The 22,093-nt window shown below is 73.5% G+C and carries 18 protein-coding genes; 4 read left to right on the top strand and 14 right to left on the bottom strand.

The annotated features are described in order from the left end of the window. Positions 1-8: 8 nt before the first annotated feature. Positions 9-2,891: a glycoside hydrolase family 2 TIM barrel-domain containing protein gene (locus AB0E19_RS04555; RefSeq protein ID WP_362173121.1), complete on the bottom strand. Its 2,883-nt coding sequence runs from the start codon at positions 2,889-2,891 to the stop codon at positions 9-11. Positions 2,892-3,154: 263 nt separating this feature from the next. Here AB0E19_RS04555 and AB0E19_RS04550 point away from each other — a divergent pair, with 263 nt between their 5' ends. From AB0E19_RS04550 to AB0E19_RS04535, 4 genes are all read left to right on the top strand, one after another. Further along, positions 3,155-4,189 (top strand): LacI family DNA-binding transcriptional regulator, encoded by a 1,035-nt coding sequence (locus AB0E19_RS04550; RefSeq protein ID WP_362173118.1) that lies wholly within the window; start codon positions 3,155-3,157, stop codon positions 4,187-4,189. Continuing rightward, complete coding sequence (locus AB0E19_RS04545; RefSeq protein WP_362173115.1) at positions 4,176-4,718, top strand: SigE family RNA polymerase sigma factor; 543 nt, start codon at positions 4,176-4,178, stop codon at positions 4,716-4,718. Before AB0E19_RS04550 ends, AB0E19_RS04545 begins: the two co-directional genes overlap by 14 nt. Beyond that, positions 4,718-5,353 carry a hypothetical protein gene (locus tag AB0E19_RS04540; RefSeq protein WP_362173112.1) on the top strand — a complete coding sequence of 212 codons (636 nt, stop codon included), beginning with the start codon at positions 4,718-4,720 and terminating at the stop codon, positions 5,351-5,353. The genes AB0E19_RS04545 and AB0E19_RS04540 overlap by 1 nt, the downstream gene beginning before the upstream one ends. A gap of 103 nt (positions 5,354-5,456) precedes the next feature. After that, positions 5,457-7,115 (top strand): rhamnogalacturonan lyase B N-terminal domain-containing protein, encoded by a 1,659-nt coding sequence (locus AB0E19_RS04535; protein ID WP_362173109.1) that lies wholly within the window; start codon positions 5,457-5,459, stop codon positions 7,113-7,115. 3 nt (positions 7,116-7,118) lie between these two features. Here the strand turns inward: AB0E19_RS04535 and AB0E19_RS04530 are convergent, their stop codons facing one another. The 13 genes from AB0E19_RS04530 to AB0E19_RS04470 form a co-directional block, all read right to left on the bottom strand. Further along, a complete protein-coding gene (locus tag AB0E19_RS04530; protein ID WP_362173107.1) occupies positions 7,119-8,237 on the bottom strand; it encodes a pectate lyase in 1,119 nt (372 codons plus the stop codon). A gap of 40 nt (positions 8,238-8,277) precedes the next feature. Further along, complete coding sequence (locus AB0E19_RS04525; RefSeq protein ID WP_362173104.1) at positions 8,278-9,414, bottom strand: pectinesterase family protein; 1,137 nt, start codon at positions 9,412-9,414, stop codon at positions 8,278-8,280. Between the two features lie 105 nt (positions 9,415-9,519). Then, positions 9,520-10,815 (bottom strand): polysaccharide lyase family 1 protein, encoded by a 1,296-nt coding sequence (locus AB0E19_RS04520; RefSeq protein WP_362173101.1) that lies wholly within the window; start codon positions 10,813-10,815, stop codon positions 9,520-9,522. Positions 10,816-10,827: 12 nt separating this feature from the next. Beyond that, positions 10,828-11,655: a rhamnogalacturonan acetylesterase gene (locus tag AB0E19_RS04515; protein WP_362173099.1), complete on the bottom strand. Its 828-nt coding sequence runs from the start codon at positions 11,653-11,655 to the stop codon at positions 10,828-10,830. Next, positions 11,652-12,989, bottom strand: coding sequence for a sugar ABC transporter substrate-binding protein (locus AB0E19_RS04510; protein ID WP_362173096.1), 1,338 nt, complete (start codon positions 12,987-12,989; stop codon positions 11,652-11,654). The genes AB0E19_RS04515 and AB0E19_RS04510 overlap by 4 nt, the downstream gene beginning before the upstream one ends. Before the next feature lie 85 nt (positions 12,990-13,074). Beyond that, positions 13,075-14,634 (bottom strand): family 43 glycosylhydrolase, encoded by a 1,560-nt coding sequence (locus AB0E19_RS04505; RefSeq protein ID WP_362173790.1) that lies wholly within the window; start codon positions 14,632-14,634, stop codon positions 13,075-13,077. 32 nt (positions 14,635-14,666) lie between these two features. After that, positions 14,667-15,518, bottom strand: a complete 852-nt coding sequence (locus AB0E19_RS04500; RefSeq protein ID WP_362173092.1) for a PmoA family protein — start codon at positions 15,516-15,518, stop codon at positions 14,667-14,669. Continuing rightward, complete coding sequence (locus AB0E19_RS04495) at positions 15,515-16,684, bottom strand: Gfo/Idh/MocA family oxidoreductase (RefSeq protein ID WP_362173089.1); 1,170 nt, start codon at positions 16,682-16,684, stop codon at positions 15,515-15,517. Before AB0E19_RS04495 ends, AB0E19_RS04500 begins: the two co-directional genes overlap by 4 nt. A gap of 5 nt (positions 16,685-16,689) precedes the next feature. Continuing rightward, a complete protein-coding gene (locus AB0E19_RS04490) occupies positions 16,690-17,610 on the bottom strand; it encodes a carbohydrate ABC transporter permease (RefSeq protein WP_362173086.1) in 921 nt (306 codons plus the stop codon). Continuing rightward, the gene (locus AB0E19_RS04485) at positions 17,607-18,545 is read right to left on the bottom strand and encodes a sugar ABC transporter permease (protein WP_360607203.1); all 939 of its coding nucleotides are present in this window, start codon (positions 18,543-18,545) and stop codon (positions 17,607-17,609) included. Before AB0E19_RS04485 ends, AB0E19_RS04490 begins: the two co-directional genes overlap by 4 nt. Positions 18,546-18,669: 124 nt before the next feature. Next, positions 18,670-20,436, bottom strand: a complete 1,767-nt coding sequence (gene araD, locus AB0E19_RS04480) for an L-arabinonate dehydratase (protein ID WP_362173081.1) — start codon at positions 20,434-20,436, stop codon at positions 18,670-18,672. Next, complete coding sequence (locus AB0E19_RS04475; protein WP_362173078.1) at positions 20,433-21,335, bottom strand: dihydrodipicolinate synthase family protein; 903 nt, start codon at positions 21,333-21,335, stop codon at positions 20,433-20,435. Before AB0E19_RS04475 ends, araD begins: the two co-directional genes overlap by 4 nt. A 2-nt stretch (positions 21,336-21,337) precedes the next feature. Further along, positions 21,338-21,997, bottom strand: a complete 660-nt coding sequence (locus tag AB0E19_RS04470) for a GntR family transcriptional regulator (RefSeq protein WP_360607197.1) — start codon at positions 21,995-21,997, stop codon at positions 21,338-21,340. Positions 21,998-22,093 lie beyond the last annotated feature (96 nt).

Here is a 22,093-nt window from a genome sequence, read left to right as displayed (position 1 = left end):
GCCCTACGTCACCATGACCCGAGCGGCGCGAAGGAGAGCGAGAAGGACGCCGGGGCCGCCTCCAGGCGGTGCTCGGGCAGCACGCCCGGGCCGCAGGACTGCGACCCGATGCCGTGCAGCGCGTGGTCCAGGTTCAGCCACAGCGTGTCGCCCGGCACCAGGTCGGGGCGGTGAGCGGCGGCGTCCAGCTCCGCGTGCGTCCAGCGGCGGGCGGTGAACCAGAACGACGGCTCGCCCTCGATCCGCAGTCCCGCGCCTCCGCCCGTCAGCTCCAGCCACCGGGTGTCGATCCGGGCGCCGTTCTCCTGCGGGCGCACGTACGGGGTCTGCAGGCCGGCCACCGTGGACCCCCAGGTCCCGAGGCGGGCCGCCGCGCGGGTGTCCGGGTACGCCTCGCCGGGGCCGCCGCCGTACCAGTCGGCCCGGTCGAGCGCGGCCGGAAGGCCGAGCCGGACGCCGAGCCGGGGGAGCGGCACCGGCCAGTCGCCCTCGGGCGCCACGTCCACGCCGAGCCGCACCGCCGTGCCGTCCGAGGTCCAGCGGTACGTGACGGCGAGACCGACGTCGCGGGCCGCGGGCGCCACCCGGGCCCGCACCGTCACCCCCTCGCCGTCCACGGCCACCCCGTCCGTGCGGTGCCGCATCCGGTGCAGGCCCAGCTCCCGCCACAGCGGGCCGAAGCGGGCGTCGGGCTGCCACGGCGCGCCCTCGTCGTTGTCCGTCGGCGCCCGCCACACGTCGAGGCCGAAGCCGGTGACCGGCTGCCCCGCCAGGAGCAGCGGCACGCCGGTGCGGGCGTCGAGGACCGCCGGTCCGAGGGCGATCCGGCCGCCGTCCGCGACGGCGGCGACCCGCGCGCCGAGGCCCCGGGCCCGCCGCGGTGCCGCCGCCGGCAGCTGGCCCCACGCGACCTCGTGCCCGGCCGGTGCCCAGGCCGTCGCCTTCGCGAGCAGCGCGCGTACCGTCCACACGCCCTCGGCGCCGGCCGGGTGCTCCGGCACGGCCGGGAGCTCCACCTCGGCCTGCTCCCCGGGCGCCGACGGCGGTACGTCCAGGGCCCCTTCCGCCACCACCGCGCCGTCCGCCAGGAACTCCCACGCGAAGGCGAACCCCGACAGGTCCGCCACGTCGTGGAGGTTGGTCACCCGGGCCGTGCCCGCCCGTCCGCCCGGCTCGATCCGGACCGGCTCGATCACCTTCTTGTACGCGGCCAGGCCCGGCGAGGGCGTGCGGTCGGGGAAGAGCAGGCCGTCACAGACGAAGTTCCCGTCGTGCAGCTCCTCGCCGAAGTCGCCGCCGTAGCCGTACCCGTGGACCGGGTGCGCCAGGCCGTGGTCGATCCACTCCCACACGAAGCCGCCCTGGCAGCGCTCGTACCGCTCGAAGAGCCGCTGGTACTCGTCGAGCCCGCCCGGGCCGTTGCCCATCGCGTGCGCGTACTCGCAGAGGACGAAGGGGAGTTCGCGGCGGCGCTCCGGTCCCTCGTCCGCGCGCCGGCCGATCTCCTCGACCTCGGCGTGCGGCGGGTACATCCGGGAGTACACGTCCACGTCGGCGCAGGAGCGGTCGCCCTCGTAGTGCACCGGCCGTGAGGGGTCCCGGTCGTGGATCCAGCGCGCCATCGCGCCGAGGCCGGCGCCCGTGCCGCACTCGTTGCCGAGCGACCACAGCACCACCGACGGATGGTTCTTGTCCCGCTCGACCAGCCGGGCCGCCCGGTCGAGCAGCGCGGGCGTCCACCGCTCGTCGTCCACCGGATTGCCGCGCCAGTCCAGCTCCTCGAAGCCGTGCGTCTCCAGGTCGCCCTCGTCGATCACCCACAGCCCGTAGGAGTCGCACAGGTCGAGGAAGGCCGGGTGCGGCGGATAGTGCGAGGTCCGTACCGCGTTGATGTTGTGACGCTTCATCAAGTCCACGTCGGCGCGCATCGTTTCGAGATCCAGCGTCCGGCCGGTCTCGGGGTGGAACTCGTGCCGGTTCACGCCCCGGAAGAGGATCCGCCGCCCGTTCGCCTTCAGGACGCCCTCCTCCACGTACACCGAACGGAAGCCGATCCGCAGCCCGATCCGCTCCCCGCCGGCCGTCAGCTCCCCCTCGTACAGCCGGGGCACCTCGGCGCTCCACGGCTCCACCGGCACCGTGACGGACTCCCCGGCCGCCAGGTCGAGTCCCAGCTCCGGCACCCGCACCCGGGCGGGCACGTCGCAGTCGACCCGCAGCTCGCCGGTCCCCGCCGCGTGGTCGTACGAGGCGTGCACGAAGAAGTCGCCGGGCGCTCCGGACGGCCGGTGCAGCAGCGTCACCTCCCGGAAGATGCCGGGCAGCCACCACTGGTCCTGGTCCTCCAGGTACGACCCCGAGGACCACTGGTGCACGCGGACCGCGAGCACGTTGTCCCGCTCCCGCAGCAGCTCCCCGACCGCGAACTCGTGAGCGAGCCGCGACCCCTTGAACCAGCCCAGCTCCGTGCCGTTCAGCCACACCCGGGCACAGGACTCGACGCCGTCGAAGCGGAGCACCGCCCCGCCCTCCGCCGGCCAGCCGTCCGGCAGGTCGAACCGGCGCAGGTGGTCCCCGGTCGGGTTCTCGTCGGGCACGTGCGGGGGGTCGACCGGGAAGGGGTAGAGGACGTTCGTGTACGCGGGCCCGCCGAACTCCCCGTCCTCGCCCTGGAGCACCCAGTGCCCCGGCACCGGGACGGTCCGCCAGCCTCGGGCGTCGAAGCCCGGCTCGGCGAAGGAGGTGCCGCACGCGTCGGCGGCGGGGGAGAGGCGGAAGGCCCAGTCGCCGCCGAGCGGCAGGCGCGCGGCGTCCGAGTCCCCCGTCCAGGCGCGGGGCGGCAGCGTGCCCCGCTCGGGGGCGAAGGAGGTGTACCAGGGCAGATCGGTCATGGCGTTCCCAGGGAGAGGCGACGTGAGAGGGAGAGGAAGGAGGGGCGGGGAGAAGGACCACCCGCCAGAAAGCGCTTGCGCGACCGGTTCCATCCCACCGCCCCGCGCGCCCCCGCACAACCCCACCCGGGCCACCGGCCCTTGGACTCTTCGCGCCCCGCCTGGACAGTCCGACGAGCGGCCGCTTAGGGTCGGGGGTCCCTGTCGTCGACGGGCACCCCACCCACCCGGAGAAACCCCCGGACCAGCCGAGGAGCGCGCACGTGGTCACCCTCGCCGACGTCGCCCGTCACGCCGGTGTGTCGGCCAGCACCGTCAGCTACGTCCTCAGCGGCAAGCGCTCCATCTCCGCCGCCACCCGCGAGCGCATCCAGGACGCCATCGACGAGCTCGGCTACCGCCCGCACGCCGGGGCCCGCGCCCTCGCCGGCGGCCAGACCAGCATCCTCGCCCTGATGATGCCGCTGCGCACCGGCCTCTACGTGCCGGTGATGATGGAGATCGCCATGGCCGTCACCACCACGGCCCGCGCCCACGGCTACGACGTGCTGCTGCTCACCGGCGAGGAGGGCCCCGAGGCCGTCCGCCGCGTCGAGGGCAGCGCCGTCGCCGACGGCATGATCGTCATGGACGTCGAACTCGACGACCCCCGCCTGCCCCTGCTCCGCGAGGCCGAACGGCCCTCCGTCCTCATCGGCCTGCCCGCCGACACCGCCGGACTCGACTGCGTCGACCTCGACTTCGCCGCCGCCGGCGCCCGCTGCGTCGACCACCTCGCCGGCCTCGGCCACCGACGCCTCGCCGTCCTCGGCGAACCCCCCGCCGTCTACGCCCGCGGGACCGGCTACGCCGAGCGCACCCTCACCGGCGTCCGCGACGCCGCCGCCGGACACGGCCTCGACCTGCTCCACCGGCCCGTCGACGGCACCTACGCGGCCGTCTCCGCCGCCGTCACCCGGATCTTCGAGGAACGCCCCGGCACCACCGCCCTCCTCGTGCAGAACGAGGCCGCAGTCGAACCGCTCCTCGCCGTCCTGCGCCACCAGGGCAGGGCCGTCCCCGAGGACGTCTCCGTCGCCGCCGTCTGCCCCGACCAGGTCGCCGCGCACGCCTCCGTACCGCTCACCGCCGTCGCCGTGCCCGCCCAGGACATGGGACGGATCGCCGTCGAGCGGCTCGTCGCGCGGCTGCGCGGCGAGCCCGCCCGCGGCACCGAACTCCTCGCCCCCCACCTCACCGTCCGCGCCGCCACCGGCCCGGCGCCCACCGCACCGGGGGACGGCAGTGCCCGCCGCTGACCCCGGCGAGGAGCGCGACCGCGCCGCCGAGTTCCGCGACTTCTTCGACCGCCACTACGCCGAACTCGCCCGCCTCGCCCACCTCCTGACCGGCGAGACCGACGCCGCGGACGACCTCGCCGCCGACGCCATGCTCGCCCTCTGGCACCGCTGGGACCGGGTCCGCGCCGCCGAACACCCCGCCGCCTACGCGCGCGGCGTCGTCGCCAACCTCGTCCGCACCCGCATCCGGGGCACCGTCCGCGAGCGCCGCCGCATCGCCGCCTTCTGGGACCGCCGCCCGGAGCACACCGAGGACCCCGACGTGCCCGCCGTCGTCGACGTACGGACCGCGCTGCGCGCCCTGCCCTTCCGCAAGCGCGCCTGCGTCGTCCTGCGCCACGCCTTCGACCTCTCCGAGCGCGACACCGCCCTGGCCCTCGGCGTCTCCGTCGGCACGGTCAAGAGCCAGACCGCCAAGGGAATGGCCGAACTCCAGAGGCTGCTCGACGGTCGGGCCGCCACCGAACTCGCCGCGGGGAGGCGCTGATGGACGAGACACGCCTGCGCGGCGAACTGCGCGAGGCGGCGGCCGCGCACCGCCCCGACCACGCCCGGATGCTGGCCCGCGTCGAGCGCGGCATGGCCGCCCCGCCGCCCGGCCGCGCCGCCCCGCCCCGCCGCCGCTGGACGGTCGCGGTCGCCGTGGCCGCCACCGTCGCCGGGGTCCTCGGCCTCGGCGGCCTCGCCGCCACCACCCTCCAGGACCGGCCCGCGCCCCCGCCGGTCGCCGCCGTGCCCGGCCCGACGGCCCGCGCGGCCGGCACCATCGACCCCGGAAGCAACCGCTGGTGGGCGCAGAGCGACCTCGCCGTCACCACGGACGCCGAGGTCACCGCCCTCACGGTCGAGCTGCGCGTCGCCCTCACCGGCGGCGTCGTCCGCACCGGCCACTGGCAGACCCGTCCCGCCGACGACTTCACGGTCGCCGTCGCGGAGGAACCCGGAGCCCTCGTCTACCGCTGGACGCTGAAGGAGGGCCGCGCGGTCCCCGCCGGCCCGCACACCTTCGCCGCCCAGTACAACCACGCCGAGGGCACCCGCGACGCCTCCGCCGACACGTACTCCGTCGTGCTCATCGCCCCCGACGGCGGCCGGACGACCCTCCGGGGAGGCTTCGGCTGAGTCCCGGGAAACGGCCTTGAAACGTTTCGACGCACGAGGCAACCCTTTCCCCGCCCCGCGGCGACCTACGGCTGCCCCCCACAGCCACCGAAGGAGCCGCACCATGCAGCACCACCCCGTCCGCCGCCGCACCGTCCTCGGCGCGGCCGTCGCCGCCGGCGCCCTCGCCGCCACCGCCGCGGGAACCGCCGCCGCGGCCGGCTTCGGCTGGAGCGACGACGGCGCGCACTACGTCCTCGACACCGGCGCCGGCCTCGTCTTCAAGGTCTCCAAGACCGACGGCGACCTCACCTCCCTCGTCTACAAGGGCAAGGAGTACGAGAGCTACGGCGGCAAGCACTCGCACGTCGAGTCGGGCCTCGGCGCCTCCACCGTCACGCTCCGGCAGGTCGGCGCGACGATCCTCGTCACCGTCGTCCACGGCACCCTGCGCCACTACTACGCGGCCCGCTCCGGCCACAACAACGTCTACCTGTGGACCGACAAGGCCGACACGTCCTTCACCGCCACCCGCTTCATCGCCCGCCTCAAGCCCGGCGTCTTCCCCGGCGAGGGCCCGGACTCCTGGGTCGAGGGCGCCGACACCGTCATCGAGGCCGGCGACGTCTGGCAGCGGGCCGACGGACACACCCGGTCCAAGCACTACTCCGGCGTCCGCGTCATGGACTACGACCACGTCGGCTACACCACCGGCTCCGTCGGCCTCTGGATGGTCCGCTCCAACCACGAGAAGGCCTCCGGCGGACCCTTCTACCGCTCGCTGCTGCGCCACTCCAACGAACTCGGCGTCGGACTCTACGAGATCCTCCACTACAACCAGTCGCAGACCGAGGCCATGCGCTTCGGCCTCCAGGGGCCCTACCTCCTCGCCTTCACCGACGGCGGCACCCCCGCCCCCGCGCTCTTCCCCGCCGAGCACGACACGAGCTGGGTCGACGGACTCGGCATCCCCGGCTGGGTCGGACCCGCCGGACGCGGCCGGGTCGCCGGCGTCGGCCTGAAGAACATGGACCCGAACCACCCGTACACCATCGGCTTCGCCAACGCCGACGCCCAGTACTGGACCCGGGCGACCGCCGGAACCGGCGCGTACTCCTGCCGCGGCATGCTGCCCGGCACCTACACGCTCACGGTCTACAAGGGCGAACTCGCCGTCCACACCACGACGGTGACCGTCACCGCCGGCGCCGCCACCGCCCTGCACACGCTCACGATCACCGGAGACCCGAGCACCGCGCCCGCCGTCTGGCGGCTCGGCGACTGGGACGGCACCCCCGCCGGCTTCAAGAACGCGCAGCTCATGACGGTCGCCCATCCGGCCGACGTGCGGGCCGACTCCTGGACGGGGAACGTCGTCGTCGACGGCGCCGACCCCTCCACCGCCGTGCCCTGCTACCTCTGGAAGGGCGTCAACGACGGCTTCCTGATCTACTTCCGGCTCACCGCCGCCCAGGCCGCCGCCGCGCACACCCTGCGGATCGGCGTCACCACCGCCTTCCTCAACGGCCGCCCCCAGGTCACCGTCAACGACACCTGGGTCTCCGCGATCCCGTCACCGCCCGCCCAGCCGTCGACCCGCTCCCTCACCACCGGCTCGTACCGGGGCAACAACCACACCTTCACCTACAGCGTCCCCGCGAGCGCGTGGAGGGCGGACCCGTCCCAGTACAACGTGCTCCGGCTGAACGTCGTCAGTGGTTCGACCGGAACAGGCTTCCTGAGCCCGGGCACCGCCCTCGACTGCGTGGACCTGCTCGTCTGACGGCTAGTCCATCGTCGAACCGATCGTCGTCGACCCCGTCGTCAGGAACGTCGTCGCCGGCAGCGAACCGTCCGCCTTCCTCGCCCCGTACGCGCTCGTCGGGTCGGTGGAGAGGAACGCGGGCGTGGCGATCCCGGAGTCCCAGTTGTTGCCCTGGGAGACGACCGACGAACCGGCCGCCACCGGACCGCCGCCGTTGGAGACGGCGAGGTTCTTGCCGAGGCGGGCCGCGCCCGTCGCGAAGTAGTACCCCTTGTTCCCGTTGGCGTAGGCGGTCGTCCGGTTGATCTGGATCGCGCCCTTGTTGCTGTTCTCGGTGAAGCCGTTGCCCGCGTTGTCCCAGGCGGCCGAGTTGTTGACGGCATGGGCGACGACCTCGCCGTCCCCGCCCAGCTTGTAGCCGTTGCCGTCGCCCGCGAAGGCCGAGTCGGACCAGCGGTTCCTCCCGTTCCCGTACGCCCAGGTGTGCTCGACCGTCACCGGGCTCGACCAGGACCACAGGTCGATGCCGTCGTCCGAGTTGTTGAAGAGCCGGGCCCCGGTGATCAGATTCCCGCTGCCCGAGCCGTACTTGACCGCCACACCGTCCGCGTTCTCCCCGTGGGTGGCGGCGTCGTAATGCCCGTACGAGTCGAGGTTGCGGACCACGTTGTCGTTCGTGTCGGCGCCGGTGAGCGTGAAGCCGGAGTCGCCGCCGTTGATCGTCCTGATCCGGTTCCACTGGGTCCCGGTGCACGAGGTGCAGACGACCGCGCTGTCGGGGGAGTTCTGGAAGGTGAGGTCGTTCACCGTCCAGTGGTCGGCGGTCAGTTTGAAGATCCACGACCCGGCCGGAAGGTTCGAGCCGTCGATCCTGACGGTCTCCGCCCCGTACGGGCGCAGCGTGATGCGGCTCGACGCGGTGCCGTTCGCGGTCGACTGGAGGGTGGCCGTCGGGTAGTAGGTGCCGCCCCGGATCTGGATGACGGTGCCGGGGGTGGCGTTCTTCACCGCGTTCGCCAGGTCCGTGGAGGTCGAGACGGTGACGGTCGCGGCCTGCGCCGGGGAGGCGAGGGCGGTGAGTCCGGCGGCCGCGAGGGCGGCGGCCACGAGCAGGGTGAGACCGCGGGGGGTACGAGACATGACGTGCGGGGTCCTCTCGCAGGGGGGAGAAGCAGGGGAATCAGAGGCAGAGGGTGCCGTCCGGGGTCCAGTCGCCCAGGTACGCGGCCGGGGTCGCGGCGGCGGCCTGCGCGGCCGTCAGCAGCGGGCGGTTCTCCGGGACGGTGACCTCCGCGCCCCGGCCCGTGTTGCGGTACTCCGCGAAGCGCTGCTGCTGCCACGGGTACTCGGCCCGCATGTTCGCGTACGGCGCCGCCGCGTCGGTCCCCGCGGACAGCACGCTCTCGCGCACCACCAGCGACGGCCAGGCCGTCGTGTCCGAGCCGGGCACCCACGGGCGGGCCAGCTTGTAGTAGCCGTCCGGCGCCTCGCTGGTGACCCGGCACCGGGTGGCGAGGAAGCCGTACGGGTTGGCACGGGCCGTGGAGGGGGCGAAGACGAAGCCGTACGGGGCGCCGGCCAGGTCCGTGCGGACCAGCGTCCGGAAGTGGCAGTGCTCGAAGACCGCCGTGGCACGCCCGAAGACGAAGTCCACGTCCCCCTCGACGTAGCAGTGCGCGTAGTACTGCCGGGCGAAGGCCGCCGGCGACATCGAGTCCGCGTACAGGGTGTCCTGGTGGCCCAGGAAGCGGCAGTGGAAGAACGCCGAGCGGTCGCCCTGCGCCTTCAGCGCCACGGCCTGCGTGCCCGGGTTCCCCGGCAGGTCGGTGCGGAGGAAGTCGTTGGCGAAGGTGACCGCGTGCGCGGTGAAGTCCGCCGCCTGGAGGGTGACCGTCGCCGACCCGGTGGTGCCGTACGTGCCGGAGCCGTCCGGCTTCGGAGTGCCCGCGGCGTTGTCGTACACCACGACCACGTCCTTGGCGTCCCCGCTCGCCCCGATCCACGTCATGCCGGTCCGGGCGGCGGTCACCACGACCGTCTCCCGGTACGTGCCAGGCGCCAGGACCAGCGTCCACCCGGTCCCGGACGCGGCGCTCACCGCGGCCTGGACCGAGGTGTGGTCGCCGAGGCCGCCGGGGTGGACGTACAGCGTCCGCGCGGAGAGCCGCGCGGCGGGCGAACCGTACCGCCCGAACGGACCGGGGGCCGCGGAGGCGGCGGCGGGCGCCGCCGGCAGGGCGAGGGCGGCGAGCGCGGCGCCGGCGCCGGTGAGGAAGGCACGGCGGCCGGGTGAGGTGCGGGGGTCGTGCGCGGGCATGCGGAAGCTCCTTCGGGGCGGGGGAGGAAGTGAAGGACCGGGCCGGGGCGGGCGCGACGGGACGGGGGTGCCGCGCTCCGCCCCGGCCCGGGGCAGGGGGCTCGCTCAGCGCAGGCGGCCGGAGCCGGCGTGGACGCCGACGAGGAACGGGACGGCCAGCGGGTGGTCCACCCGGGTGCGCAGCGTGGGCGTCCAGCCCGCGTCGCCGCGCAGCGTCTCCGCGGGGAACTGCTCGTTGTGGACGGCCAGCAGGTCGACCGGACGCCCGTTGACGTAGTTGCCGGTGGTGGTGACGGGCGCGTCCTTCCACTTCTTCAGGATCTGCCCGGCGGGCACCTCGGAGCCGAGCGTGAAGGCGTTCTTCTCCGCGTACAGCTGGGACTCCTGGCCGATGCCGAGGCTGTACACGTAGTTCGTGTCCGGCACCACGAAGTGGTTGTTGTACGCGTCGACCTGGCCGAAGCGCACGCGCGGCGCCCGCTCGACCACGCCGTCGAAGAGGTTGTGGTGGAGGGTGACGCGGAGCTTGCCGCGGTCGGTGGCGCCCGCGCTGTCGCTGTTGCCGATCATCAGCGTCTTGTCGTGGTCGGTGAAGACGTTCCACGAGACGGTGACGAGGTCGGCGCCGCGCACCACGTCCAGTTCGCCGTCGTGCTGCTGGTACACCTCGCCGTAGTACTCCGGCAGGGAGCTGTCCGGGTAGCGGCCGTCGGTGAAGGTGTTGTGGTCGATCCAGACGTGGGTGGAGCCGTACACGACCAGGCTGTCGTACTCCGAGTTCCAGGCGCCGGTGGCGCCGTCGGTCGGGTCCCACTGCGGGAAGCAGTCGAGCGGGCTCTCCAGCTTCAGGTTGCGGATCACCACGTTGTCGACGCCGGTGACCTGGAGGCTGCCGCCGAGGATCGTCGCGTCCCGGCCGACGCCCACGAGGGTGGTGTTGGCGGGCACCTTGACCTTGATGGCCTGCCCCTGGGCGGTGGCGGAGGCGGCGCGCGCCTGCTCCTGCGGGCCGCTGACCTCCGTTTCGTACCCCCACACGGCGGGGTCGTAGTCGGCGAGGTACTGCGGGAAGGAGTAGCCGGGGGCCTCGAAGGCGGCGCAGCCGGCCTCGACGGCGTCCAGGGTGCCGGCGACCTTGACGATCCGGGGCTCGGTGCCGGGGACGGCGAGCGCGGCCCGCAGCTCGGCCCAGGTGGTGACGGTGAAGACGCGGGAGGTGTCGGCGGCGGCGCCGCCGGTGGTGCCCGTGCCGTCGGAGGCCCAGCCGTCACCGGCGGGGAGGGCGGCGCGGGCGGGGTCGGAGCCCGTGGGGTGGCCGGAGTGGGCGCCGGCGGCGGGCGCGGTGACGGTGAGGACGAGGGCGGCGGCGGCCACCGCCCCGAGCTTCGTGGTTCTGTTCACGCGCGGTTCTCCTCAGGATGCGGACGGGACGGCCGGGGGCCAGGTGATCCGGTCGGTGGGGATGTCGTCGTCGAGCCGGCGGGTCTCGCGCGGGGCGAGGACCCGGGTGCGGAGCAGTTCGCGGGCCACGAGCCGGGCCACCTCGATCGCGCCGGGCGGGTTGAAGTGGGTGTTGTCCTGCTCGGTGGCGGTCCAGTTGAAGTACGTCTTGGTCGCCTCGGGGCCGAGCCGCTGCCACAGCGCCAGGGACAGCGCCTCGATGTCGAGGAGCGGTACGCCGGAGGCGGCGGCCACCGCGCGGGCGGCGGCCGGGTAGTCGCCGAGCGAGCGCTGGGCGGTGCCGGCGGCGTCGAAGCGGCGCCGCTCGACGGAGGTCGCGATCACCGGGAGCGCGCCCCGGGAGCGGGCGGCCTCGACGAAGACCCGCAGGTTGTCCCGGTAGGCGCCCCAGGGGGCGGCGTACCGGGTGGGGTCGGTGGACTTGGAGTCGTTGTGGCCGAACTGGACGAGCAGCACGTCCCCCGGGCGGAGCGCGTCCGTGATCGGGTCGAGCCGTCCCTCGTCGAGGAAGCTCTTGGTGGAGCGCCCGTTGACGGCGTGGTTGGAGACGGTGGTCTCCCGGTGCAGGAAGAACGGGAGGGCCATGCCCCAGCCGGTCTCGGGGGCCGCGTCGGAGTACTTCTGCGCGGCGGTGGAGTCCCCGGCGACGAAGAGGGTGCGGGGGCGTCGGGAGGAGGACCCGGCGGAGGCGTCCTCGGTACGGGCGGCGGCCGGCCGGGCGGCCAGGGCGAGCACCAGGCCCGCCCCGGCCGCGACCGCCTCACGGCGGCCGACCGTCACTTCTGCTGCTGCTTCCACTCGGCCTGGGCCTCGTCGAGCTGCGCGGCGAGGCTGTCGGCGAACTCCTTCGCCGTCATCGAACCGAGCAGCACCTTCTGGAAGTCGGCCTCGTTGTCGGCCTTGGAGATGGTGTTCCAGTCGGGCAGGTAGTAGGGCAGCTGGACGATGGTCGCCTTGCCGCTGAAGAGGACCTCGGCGGCGAGCCTGGTCGTCTCGGACTCCTTGAGCCACGGGTCCTGCGCGGCCTCGGTGTGGGCGGGGATGGCGCCGGCGGACTTGTTCCACTTGGAGTTGGACTCGTGGGAGGCCGCGAACTCGATGAACTTCCAGGCGGCGGCCTTGTTCTTGCTGCTGGAGAAGAGGCCGAGGCCGTCGACCGGGTTGGACACCATCACCCGGGTGCCGTCGTCGAGCGTCGGGTTCGGTATGCCGCGGAACTTCTCGGTGCCGAGGGCCTTCACGTGGTCCTGGTAGGAGCCGAGGTTGTGGTTGAGCATGCCGATCTGGCCGCTGTCCCACTGGGCGACCATCTTGGTGAAGTCGTTGTTGACGTCGGCCGCCGGGGTGGTCTTCTTGAACAGGGCGGCGTACTTCTCCAGGGCGGCGACGTTCTTCGGGTCGTTGACGGTGGTCTTGTCGCCGTCCCAGAAGCTCTGGATGCCGCTCTGGCCGTACATGGCGTCGAGGGCCTGGGCGATGGAGCCGGCGCCGCCGCGGATGGTGTAGCCGAACTGGTTCTTGTCCTTGGCGGTGAGCTTCTCGGCCGCCGCGTAGAACGCCGACCAGGTGGACGGCTCCTGGAGACCGGCCGCCTTGAAGAGGTCGGTGCGGTAGTAGAGGACGCCGTTGCTGGCGGAGGTCGGGACGGTGAAGAGCTTGTCCTGGCCGCCGGCCGCCTTCACGGACTCGACCATGCCGGGGTTCAGCTTGCCGAACAGGGAGCTCTTCTCGATCCGCTCGTCGAGCGGCTCCAGCGCGTTCTGCGCGGCGATCCCGGCGAGCATCGCCGCGCCGACGCCGCCGACGTCCGGCAGCGCGCCGCCCTGGATGGCGGTGTCGTACTTGGACTGCACTTCCTTGGAGGCCACGCCGACGTACTCGACGTCGATGTCCGGGTTGGCCTTCTCGAAGTCGGCGATGATCTCCTTCCAGACGTCGGTGCGGACACCGCCGTTGTTGTCCCAGAAGGTGATCTTGCCCTTGCCGGATCCCTCGGTGCCTCCGCCGCCGGCGGCGGCGCTGCCGTCGTCACCGCAGGCGGTGGCGGTCAGCGCGAGGACGCCGGAGACGGCGAGGGCGAGGGCGGCTCTGCGCCGTCCGGGGAAGATGGTCATCGTCGGCTCTCTTCTCTCGGGGTGGTGCGGGGGATGGGGATGGCGCGGGTGGCGCGTGTGGGGGAGTACGAGGGCCCGCCGGGGTTCAGCGAGCGGCGGCGGAGGGGGTGGTCAGGACGCGGAAGTCGTCGAACACGCCCGTCCCGGCGTGCCCTTCGCCCTCCGGCGCGGCGGCGAACAGTCCGAGCAGGGCGCCCACCCACCGCCAGGGGGTGGCCGCGAACTCGGGGCCGAGCCGGACGGGTCCCTCGCCGGCGTCGTAGGAGAAGCGGCAGCGGGCGTCGGCGGTGACCTCGATCCGCAGCAGCGCCTCGGCGGAGTCCAGGGGCCGGGCGCGGGCCGCGTCCCGCTCCCGGTCGGCGTTGGCCGGGGCGAAGCGGTGGACGAGCAGCGGCCCGCCGTCCGCGTCGCGCTCCAGGCCGATCCAGGCGTAGGCGTCGCCGAGCACGACCAGACCGGCGCGTGCCCCGGGCACCTCGGAGTCGAGGCGCAGCCGGACCTCGACGGTCAGGGCCCCGGCCGGCAGCCGCTGCGTCAGCACGTGCGGCACGGACCGCAGGTCCTCGGCGGCCCGCCCGGACCGGAGGCAGGCGAGGTGGAGCCCCCGCCCCTCGTGCGCACGCGTCCAGTCCGCGCCGGGGTTGGCCGTCCACTGCCACTGCGGTCCGAAGGCGCCGCCGGGGAAGGCGTCGTCGACGGCCGGCCGTGACGCCGGCCCCTCCGGCAGGTCCGGCTTGCGGTGGACGCGGACTGGGGAGCCCTCGTCGCCCAGGACCGGCCAGCCGTCCGCGTCCCAGCGCATCGGCTGGAGGTGGACGAGCCGGCCGTGCGCACCGGTCTGCTGGAAGTGCAGGAACCAGTCCTCGCCCGTGCCGGTGCGCACCCAGCCGCCCTGGTGGGGGCCGTTGACGTCGGTGTCGCCCTGGGAGAGGACGATCCGTTCCTCGTACGGGCCGAAGAAGGAGTCCGCGCGGAAGGCGCCCTGCCAGCCGGTGGCGACGCCGCCGGCCGGGGCGAGGATCCAGTAACGGCCCTCGTGGCGGTACAGCTTGGGGCCTTCCAGGGTGAACCAGCCGGGGACGAGGTCGGCGTCGACGAGGGTCCGGCCCTCGTCGAGGACCTTGGTGCCGTCCGGGCTCATCCGGTGTCCGGTGAGCCGGTTGTTGAACCCGGCCCGGGACTTCGCCCAGCCGTGCACCAGATACGCCTCGCCGGTCTCCGCGTCCCACAGGGGGCAGGCGTCGATGAGTCCCCGGCCCTCCTTCACCAGGTGCGGACTGCTCCACGGCCCGTCGATCGACGGGGAGTCGATCCGGAAGATCCCGTGGTCCGGGTCGCCCCAGAAGATCCAGAACCGGCCGTCGTGGTGGCGGAGCGAGGGGGCCCACACCCCGCGGTCGTGGCGCGGGCGGGTGAACTCCTCCTCCGGTACGAGCCGTTCGAGGGCGTGCCCGACGAGCGTCCAGTTGACGAGGTCGCGGGAGTGCAGCAGCGGCAGTCCGGGGGCGCGGCCGAAGCTGGAGGCGGTGAGGTAGTAGTCCTCGCCGACCCGGACGACGTCCGGGTCCGACCAGTCGGCGGCGAGCACGGGGTTGCGGTACGTGCCGTCCCCCAGGTCGCCGGTGTCCACGGGCACCCCGGCCATGGGCACCCCGGCGCCGGGCACCACGGTCGCGTTCACGACGCCACCGCCTTGCGGACCAGGGCGGCGGCCCCGTCCCGGTCGAGGCGCCCGTCGGCGACGACGGTGACCACGCGCCGTACGAAGGTCTCGCCGGCCGGGACCGCGAGCCGCTCCCCGTACGCGAGGGAGGAGCCGACGCCCGGGTACTCGGCGGCCCGCACGAACCACGGGTCGCGCCGGGTCGTCCCGGTCGCCCCGGCGAAGACCAGCGTCCAGCCGTCGCCGCACATCGCCACCCAGTCGGCGCGGGCGCCGTGCACGGCCTCCTCGCCGGTCGCGTCGGGGCCGAACACCCCGGGTGCGGCGGGGGACTTGGGGGCGCGCCAGAAGAAACCGCCGTAGGCGGCGCCCGGGCGTCCGTTGGTGGCCGGGCTGCCGATGGACAGGTCGCGGCCGGAGACGTTGGCGACGGAGAAGGTGAGGTCCAGGGCCCAGGCCGTGTCGGTGAGGGCGACGGCGGCGACCGTGCGGTGCTCGGCGAGCAGTCGCTCGCCGCGGGCCGTCCAGGTCAGCTCCTCGACGAAGCCGTCCGGGTCGCACAGCTTGAAGCCGTCGTGGCGCTGTGTGCCGTGGTTGTCGAGCTCGACCGAGCCGCGGCCCCGGACGAAGGTCCGCCCGCCCCAGAAGTTGTGTCCGGCCACGTCCGGGACGGCGACGGAGACGCCCAGGTGGTGCACGTGGTCCTCGGGCAGCACCTCGGTGACGGCCCGCCCGGCGAGCGTCGTCACCGGGTGCAGGTAGGGGCGCGGGGAGTGGTCGGCGGCGAGCCCCGGCCGGGTCACGTACCGGGCGACGGTGCGCCCCGCGACCCGCAGTGCGGCTCCGGTCGTCGCGTCGGCGCTCATCGGACCACCGCCGGCGCCGGTGCCGTCCACGGCGCGCCCAGCTCGGAGTAGAGCCGCAGCTGCTCGGCGCTCGCGTCGACGAGCGCCTCGACGCCCGTCACGACCCGCCGTTCGGCGCTCGCGTCGCCCTCACCGGGGGCCGTACGCCAGTGGGCGGCGTCCATCGGCAGCGGGTCGGGCGCGGTGCGGACCGCCTCGACGACGCGCATGAAGGCGCCGGTGGCGTCCGGCGGGACGAGCAGTGCGGTGCCGTCGGTGACGTGGGCGAGCAGGTTCTCCAGGAGGTCGGTCCGGCCGTACACGAGCTCCTCCGGGCCGTGTCCGGCGCGCTGGAGGAGGATCCGGTCCTCGCGGTACCAGAAGGTGACGCGGCCGCGGGTGCCGTGCACGACCACGTACGGCTCGCCGGTCTTCTCGGCGCAGAGCGTCGCCGCGACGGTCACCGGGAGCCCCGCGGTGGTGCTGACGCGGACGGCGGAGGTGTCGTCGGACTCGATGGCGTGGGCGTGGAAGAGCTCCGTCTCGATGCCGGTGACGTCCTCGGCGCGGGTGGTCCCGGCGAGCGCGAGGGCGGTGGCGACGGCGTGCGCGAGCGGGTTGGTCAGCGCCCCGTCGACGACGTCGAGGCCGTCGAGGCGGCGCCGGCCGGCCCAGGGGGCGCGCCGGAAGTACGCCTCGTCGCGGACCCAGGCGCCGGCCGCGCCGACGCCCCGGACCTCGCCGATCGCCCCGTCGGCGATGAGCGCGCGGACGGCGGGGACGGCGTGCGAGCCGAGCGACTGGAAGCCGATCTGGCAGGCGCGGCCGGCCGCGGCGACCCCGTCGGCCATCCGCCGGAACTCCGCGTAGGAGGGGGCGGGCGGCTTCTCCAGGAGGATGTCGGCGCCGTGCCGGGCGGCCGCCAGCGTCATGTCGGTGTGGGTCTGGATGGGGGTGCTGAGCACCGCGAGGCGTGCGCCGGTGGAGGCGAGCAGCGCCTCGAAGTCGTCGGACTGGGCGGGCTCGCCGAGCCCGTCGAGCTCGGCGGCGTCGAGCGGGCGGAGCTCGCAGACGCCGGCGAGGCGGACCAGGCCGAGGCGTTCGAGCCGGTGGATGTTGAGGAGGTGGCTGCGGCCGTGGCCGCGGGCGCCCGCGAGGACGACGGGCAGGGGTTCGCGTACGGGCATGGGGCTCATCCCTTCACCGCCCCGGCGCTGAAGCCGGTGACGAGCCACTTCTGGATGAAGGCGAAGACGATCACGACGGGGACGGCGGCGATGACCCCGCCGGCGGCGAGCGCGCCGAGGTCGACGCTGTCGGCGCCCATCAGGGTGTTGAGGCCGACCGGGATGGTCTGCTTGTCCTGGCTGCTGAGGAACATCAGGGCGAAGAGGAAGTGGTTCCAGGCGTGCACGAAGGCGAAGGAGCCGACGGCGACGAGGCCGGGCCGCAGCAGCGGCAGCACCACGATGAGGAAGCCGCGGAAGCGTCCGCAGCCGTCGACCCAGGCGGCCTCCTCCAGGGAGGGCGGCACGTTCCTGATGAAGCCGCTGATGAGGATCATCGACAGGGGCAGCTGGAAGACCGTCTCGGCGAGGATGACGCTGCCGATCGAGTTGATCATCCTCAGCTCGGCGAAGATCTGGAAGAGCGGGACGAGGAGCAGGGCGCCCGGCACGAACTGGGAGCAGAGCAGGGCCAGCATGAAGCCCTTCTTGATCCGGAAGTCGAAGCGGGCGAGGGCGTATCCGCCGGCCAGCGCGACCACCGTGGTGCTGATGAGCACCGCGATCCCGATCAGCAGGCTGTTCTGGAAGAAGACCCCGAAGCTGCGCTCGGTCCACACCTTCTCGAAGTGCTCGGTCGTCATCGGCCAGGGCAGCAGCGAGGTCGATCCGGCCGGGCGGACGGAGAAGAGGAAGATCCAGTAGAAGGGGACCAGGGTGAAGACGAGGTAGACGCCGAGCGGCAGGTAGATCTGCCAGCGGGGGACCTCGTCCCAGGCCCGGTGCCGGGTGCGGGCGGCGGCGGGCGGGGTGCCCTCCGGCGGGTCGGCGGGGGGAGCGGCCTCGCCGGCGGGGGCGGTGCGGGTGCGGGTGGCTGCGGCGGTCACTTGCTGTCGCCTCCGAACTTGCTCAGGCGCAGATAGACGATCGAGCAGAAGAGAAGGATCACGAACGCCACCGTGGTGAGGGCGGAGGCGTAACCGAAGTTGTGGGCGTCGACGCTGGTCTCCGCGACGTACAGCGGCAGGGTCGTGGTGACGCCGGCGGGCCCGCCGCCGGTCAGCGTGTAGAGCAGGTCGACGTTGTTGAACTCCCACACCGCGCGCAGCAGCGTGGAGAGCACGATCGCGTCCCGGATGTGCGGGAGCGTGATGTGGAAGAACTGCCGCAGCCGGCCCGCCCCGTCGACCTCGGCGGCCTCGTACAGATCGCCCGGGATCGACTGGAGGTCGGCGAGGATGAGGATGGCGAAGAAGGGCACGCCGCGCCAGAGGTCCGCGACGATCGCGGCCCAGAAGACCGTGCCGGTGTCGGAGAGCAGCGAGGTGCCGTACTCGCCGATGCCGAGGTCCGCCAGATAACGGGTGATGCCGGTCTGGGAGTTGTAGAGCAGCACCCAGATCGCGGAGGTCAGCACGCCCGAGACGGCCCAGGGCGAGAAGACCAGGGCCCGGCCGAGCGCCCGGCCGAAGAAGGTCTGGTTGACGATGAGGGCGAGCGCCAGGCCGAAGAGGAGCTGGAGCGTCACCTCGACCACGACCCACTTGAGGCTGAAGGTCAGCGTGCCCCAGAAGTGTGGGTCGTCCGTGAAGATCTTCGTGAAGTTGTCGAAACCGGCGAAGCCGTTCCGCCAGGGCTTGGTCGGGTTGTAGTGCTGGAGGCTGTAGTAGAAGACGCTCAGCACGGGGTAGGCGATGAAGCCCAGCATCAGCAGGCCTGCGGGGGCTATCAGCAGATACGGCAGCCGGCGGGGGGTCGCTCCCGTGCGGCGGCGCCCCCGTGCCGTGGCGGCTCGGGGCGGTTTGGTCACAGCTGTGGCCATGACGGCGGCTCCGTTCTCGGGCGGGCGGTGCGGGGTCCGCGCGCGTTCCACCCGTGGTGAAGCGCTTCGCGAACGGCGTTCGATATACCGAACAAAGGGGTCGGTGGCGAGGTAGGGCGGGTGCTCAGCCCGCGTACGGATCGGGGGTCGTCCCCGGCCGGGCCAGGAACTCGAAGTCGCAGCCGGTGTCGGCCTGGGAGATCTGCTCCATGTACAGCGCGCCGTAACCGCGCTCGTACCGGGCCGGCGGCGGGGTCCACTCGGCCCCGCGGCGCGCCAGCTCCTCGTCCGTGACGTGCAGGTGGAGGGAGCGGGCCGCGACGTCGAGGGTGATCGTATCGCCCGTTCGGACCAGGGCAAGGGGCCCGCCGACATGCGATTCGGGCGCCACGTGCAGCACGCACGCCCCGTAGCTCGTACCGCTCATCCGGGCGTCCGAGATCCGGACCATGTCCCGCACCCCCTGCTCCAGGAGGTACTTGGGGATCGGCAGCATCCCGTACTCCGGCATGCCGGGACCGCCCTTGGGGCCCGCGCCGCGCAGCACGAGGACGTGGTCGGCGGTGATGCCGAGCGCCGGGTCGTCGATCGTCCGCTGCATCGTCCGGTAGTCGTCGAAGACGACTGCGGGACCGGTGTGCTTGAGGAACTTCTGCTCCATGGCGACGTGCTTGACGACCGCGCCGTCCGGGCACAGGTTGCCGCGCAGCACCGCCAGTCCGCCCTCGGCGGCCAGCGGCCGGTGCCGCTCCCGGATCACCTCGTCGTTGTGGACGAGCGCCCCGTCGAGCTGCTCGCGCAGGGTGGCGTGGCCGACCGTCGGCCGGTCCAGGTGGAGCACGTCGGCGATGCGCGACAGGAAGCCGGGCATCCCGCCGGCGAAGTGGAAGTCCTCCATGAGGTACGCCCCGCCGGGCCGCAGGTTCGCGAGCACCGGCACCGTCCGCGCGATCCGGTCGAAGTCGTCGAGGGTCAGCTTCACCCCCGAGCGCCCCGCCATCGCGATCAGGTGGATCACCGCGTTGGTGGACCCGCCCAGCGCCAGGACGGCGGCGACCGCGTCCTCGTACGCCTCCCGGGTCAGCAGCTTCGACAGCCGCAGGTCCCGGCGGACCAGCTCCACGATCCGCAGCCCCGACGCGGCGGCCATCCGGTCGTGCCCCGACTCCACCGCCGGCACCGAGGAGGCGCCCGGCACGGTCACGCCCAGGGTCTCCGCCGCCGCCGTCAGCGTCGACGCCGTGCCCATCGTCATGCAGTGGCCGGGGGAGCGGGCGAGCCCGCTCTCCAGCTCGGCCATCTCGCAGTCGCCGATGGTGCCGGCCCGCCGCTCGTCCCAGTACTTCCACATGTCGGTGCCGGAGCCGAGGGTCTCCCCGCGCCAGTGCCCCGGTAGCATCGGGCCGGCCGGCACGAAGACCGTCGGCAGGTCCACCGAGGCCGCGCCCATGAGCAGCGCGGGCGTCGTCTTGTCGCAGCCGCCCATCAGCACCGCCCCGTCCACCGGGTACGAGCGCAGCAGCTCCTCCGTCTCCATCGCGAGGAGGTTGCGGTAGAGCATGGGCGTCGGCTTCTGGAAGGTCTCCGACAGCGTGGACACCGGGAATTCGAGCGGGAAGCCGCCCGCCTGCCACACCCCCCGCTTCACGGCCTGCGCCCGGTCGCGCAGATGGACGTGGCAGGGGTTGATGTCCGACCAGGTGTTGAGGATCGCGATCACCGGCTTGCCGAGGTGCTCCTCGGGCAGATAGCCGAGCTGCCGGGTCCGGGCCCGGTGGCTGAACGACCGCAGCCCGTCGGTGCCGTACCACTGGTGGCTGCGCAGCTCGTGCGGCTGCTTCTCCGGGCCGTCGTCCGGCGCGCCGGGCCGCACCTCGCGGTCCTCGCTCATACCGGCCACCCGCCGGCGATCGCCGCCACCTCGGCCCGCGCGTCCTCCGGGAGCTCGCGGCTCGGCGGCCGGATGTCCCGGCGGCACAGCCCGAGCGAGGCCAGCGCCTCCTTCACCACCGTCACGTTGTCCGCGCTGCCGTTGGCGGCGCGCAGCTCCTCGAAGCGGCGGATCCGCTCCCACACCTTCATCGCGGTGCCGTAGTCGCCCGCCCGCAGCGCCGCGAGCATCTCCAGGGAGAGCGCGGGCGCCACGTTCACGAGGCCGGAGGTGAAGCCGGTGGCACCGGCCGAGAAGTACGAGGGGGCGTACGGCTCCGCGAGCCCGGCCACCCACACGAACCGGTCGAGCCCCGCGTCCCGGGCGAAGCCCGCGAACCGCGCCGCGTCCGGCACCGCGTACTTGACGCCCACCACGTTCGGGCAGTCCGCGCCGAGTTCGGCGAGCCGCTCCCCGCTCAGCAGCGGGTTGCGGATGTAGGGGACGACGCCGAGCTCCGGCACCGCCTCGGCGATGGCCCGGTGGTAGTCGACCCAGCCGCTCTCGGCGACGTAGGGGTGCACCGGCTGGTGGACCATCACCATGTGCGCCCCGGAGTCCCGGGCGTGCCGGGCCGCGTCGACGGCGGTCGGCAGGTCGTGCCCGACGCCGACCAGGATCGTGGCGCGGCCGTCGGCCTCCTCGACCGTCGCCTCGGTGAGCGAGCGGCGCTCCTCGGGCGTCAGGGCGTAGAACTCGCCGGTGTTGCCGTTGGGGGTGAGGGTGCGCACCCCGCCGTCGAGCAGCCGGCGCAGCAGCGCCCGGTGGGCGGCGGAGTCCACCCGGCCGTCCTCGGCGAACGGCGTGACCGGGATGGCCACGACGTCGGCGAGGGCGGCCCGAAGGGTCTGATGAGTCATTGTCACTCACTGTCCAGGGGGTTCAGGGGGTTCGCGGGGAAGGCGCGGTCCACGAACGAGGCGATGTGGGCGTGCACCGCCCGGCGCGCCCCGTCGGCGTCGCCGGCGGCGGCGAGCCGCAGGATCTCGTCGTGCTCGGCGGCCTCCCGCTCCCAGGAGGGGACGGCGGCCCAGGCGACCGTGGAGACCAGCGCCGCCTGGTCGCGCACCTCGTCGAGCATCCGTCCGAGCAGCGGATTGCCGCAGGGGAGGTAGAGCGCGCGGTGGAAGGCCCGGTTGGCGAGGGACCGTTGGGCGGGGTCCTCGGCCTCGGCGGCCCGGGCGAGCGCCTCGTGGGCGGCGTCGAGGGAGGCCCCGGAGGCGACCGTCCGGCGGACGGCCTCCGGCTCCAGGAGCAGCCGGACGTCGTACACGGCCCTGGCCATGTCCGCGTCCACCATCCGTACGGTGACGCCCTTGTACTGGTTCATCACCACGAGGCCGCTGCCCGCGAGGGTCTTCAGCGCCTCGCGCACCGGGGTCTTGGACACCCCGAAGCGCGCGGCGAGTTCGGCCTCCACGAGGGCCTGCCCGGGTCTGAGGCCCCCGGTGAGGATGTCGTGCTTGATCGCCTCCAGGACGTACTGGGTCCGGGAGGGGATGGGGCTGGGGGCATAGGGCATGGAGCACTCTCAGATCTCGTGTACGACGTCTCGTGTATCGCGTCTCATATATGACGTACGAAGTGCAACGGCCATGAAGCTAAGGCGGCGCCGATG

Source organism: Streptomyces sp. NPDC047974 (genome assembly GCF_040653375.1).
GTDB lineage: Bacteria > Actinomycetota > Actinomycetes > Streptomycetales > Streptomycetaceae > Streptomyces.
The sequence above is the reverse complement of the archived record's forward strand: the minus strand, read 5'-3'. Positions and strand labels throughout refer to the sequence as shown.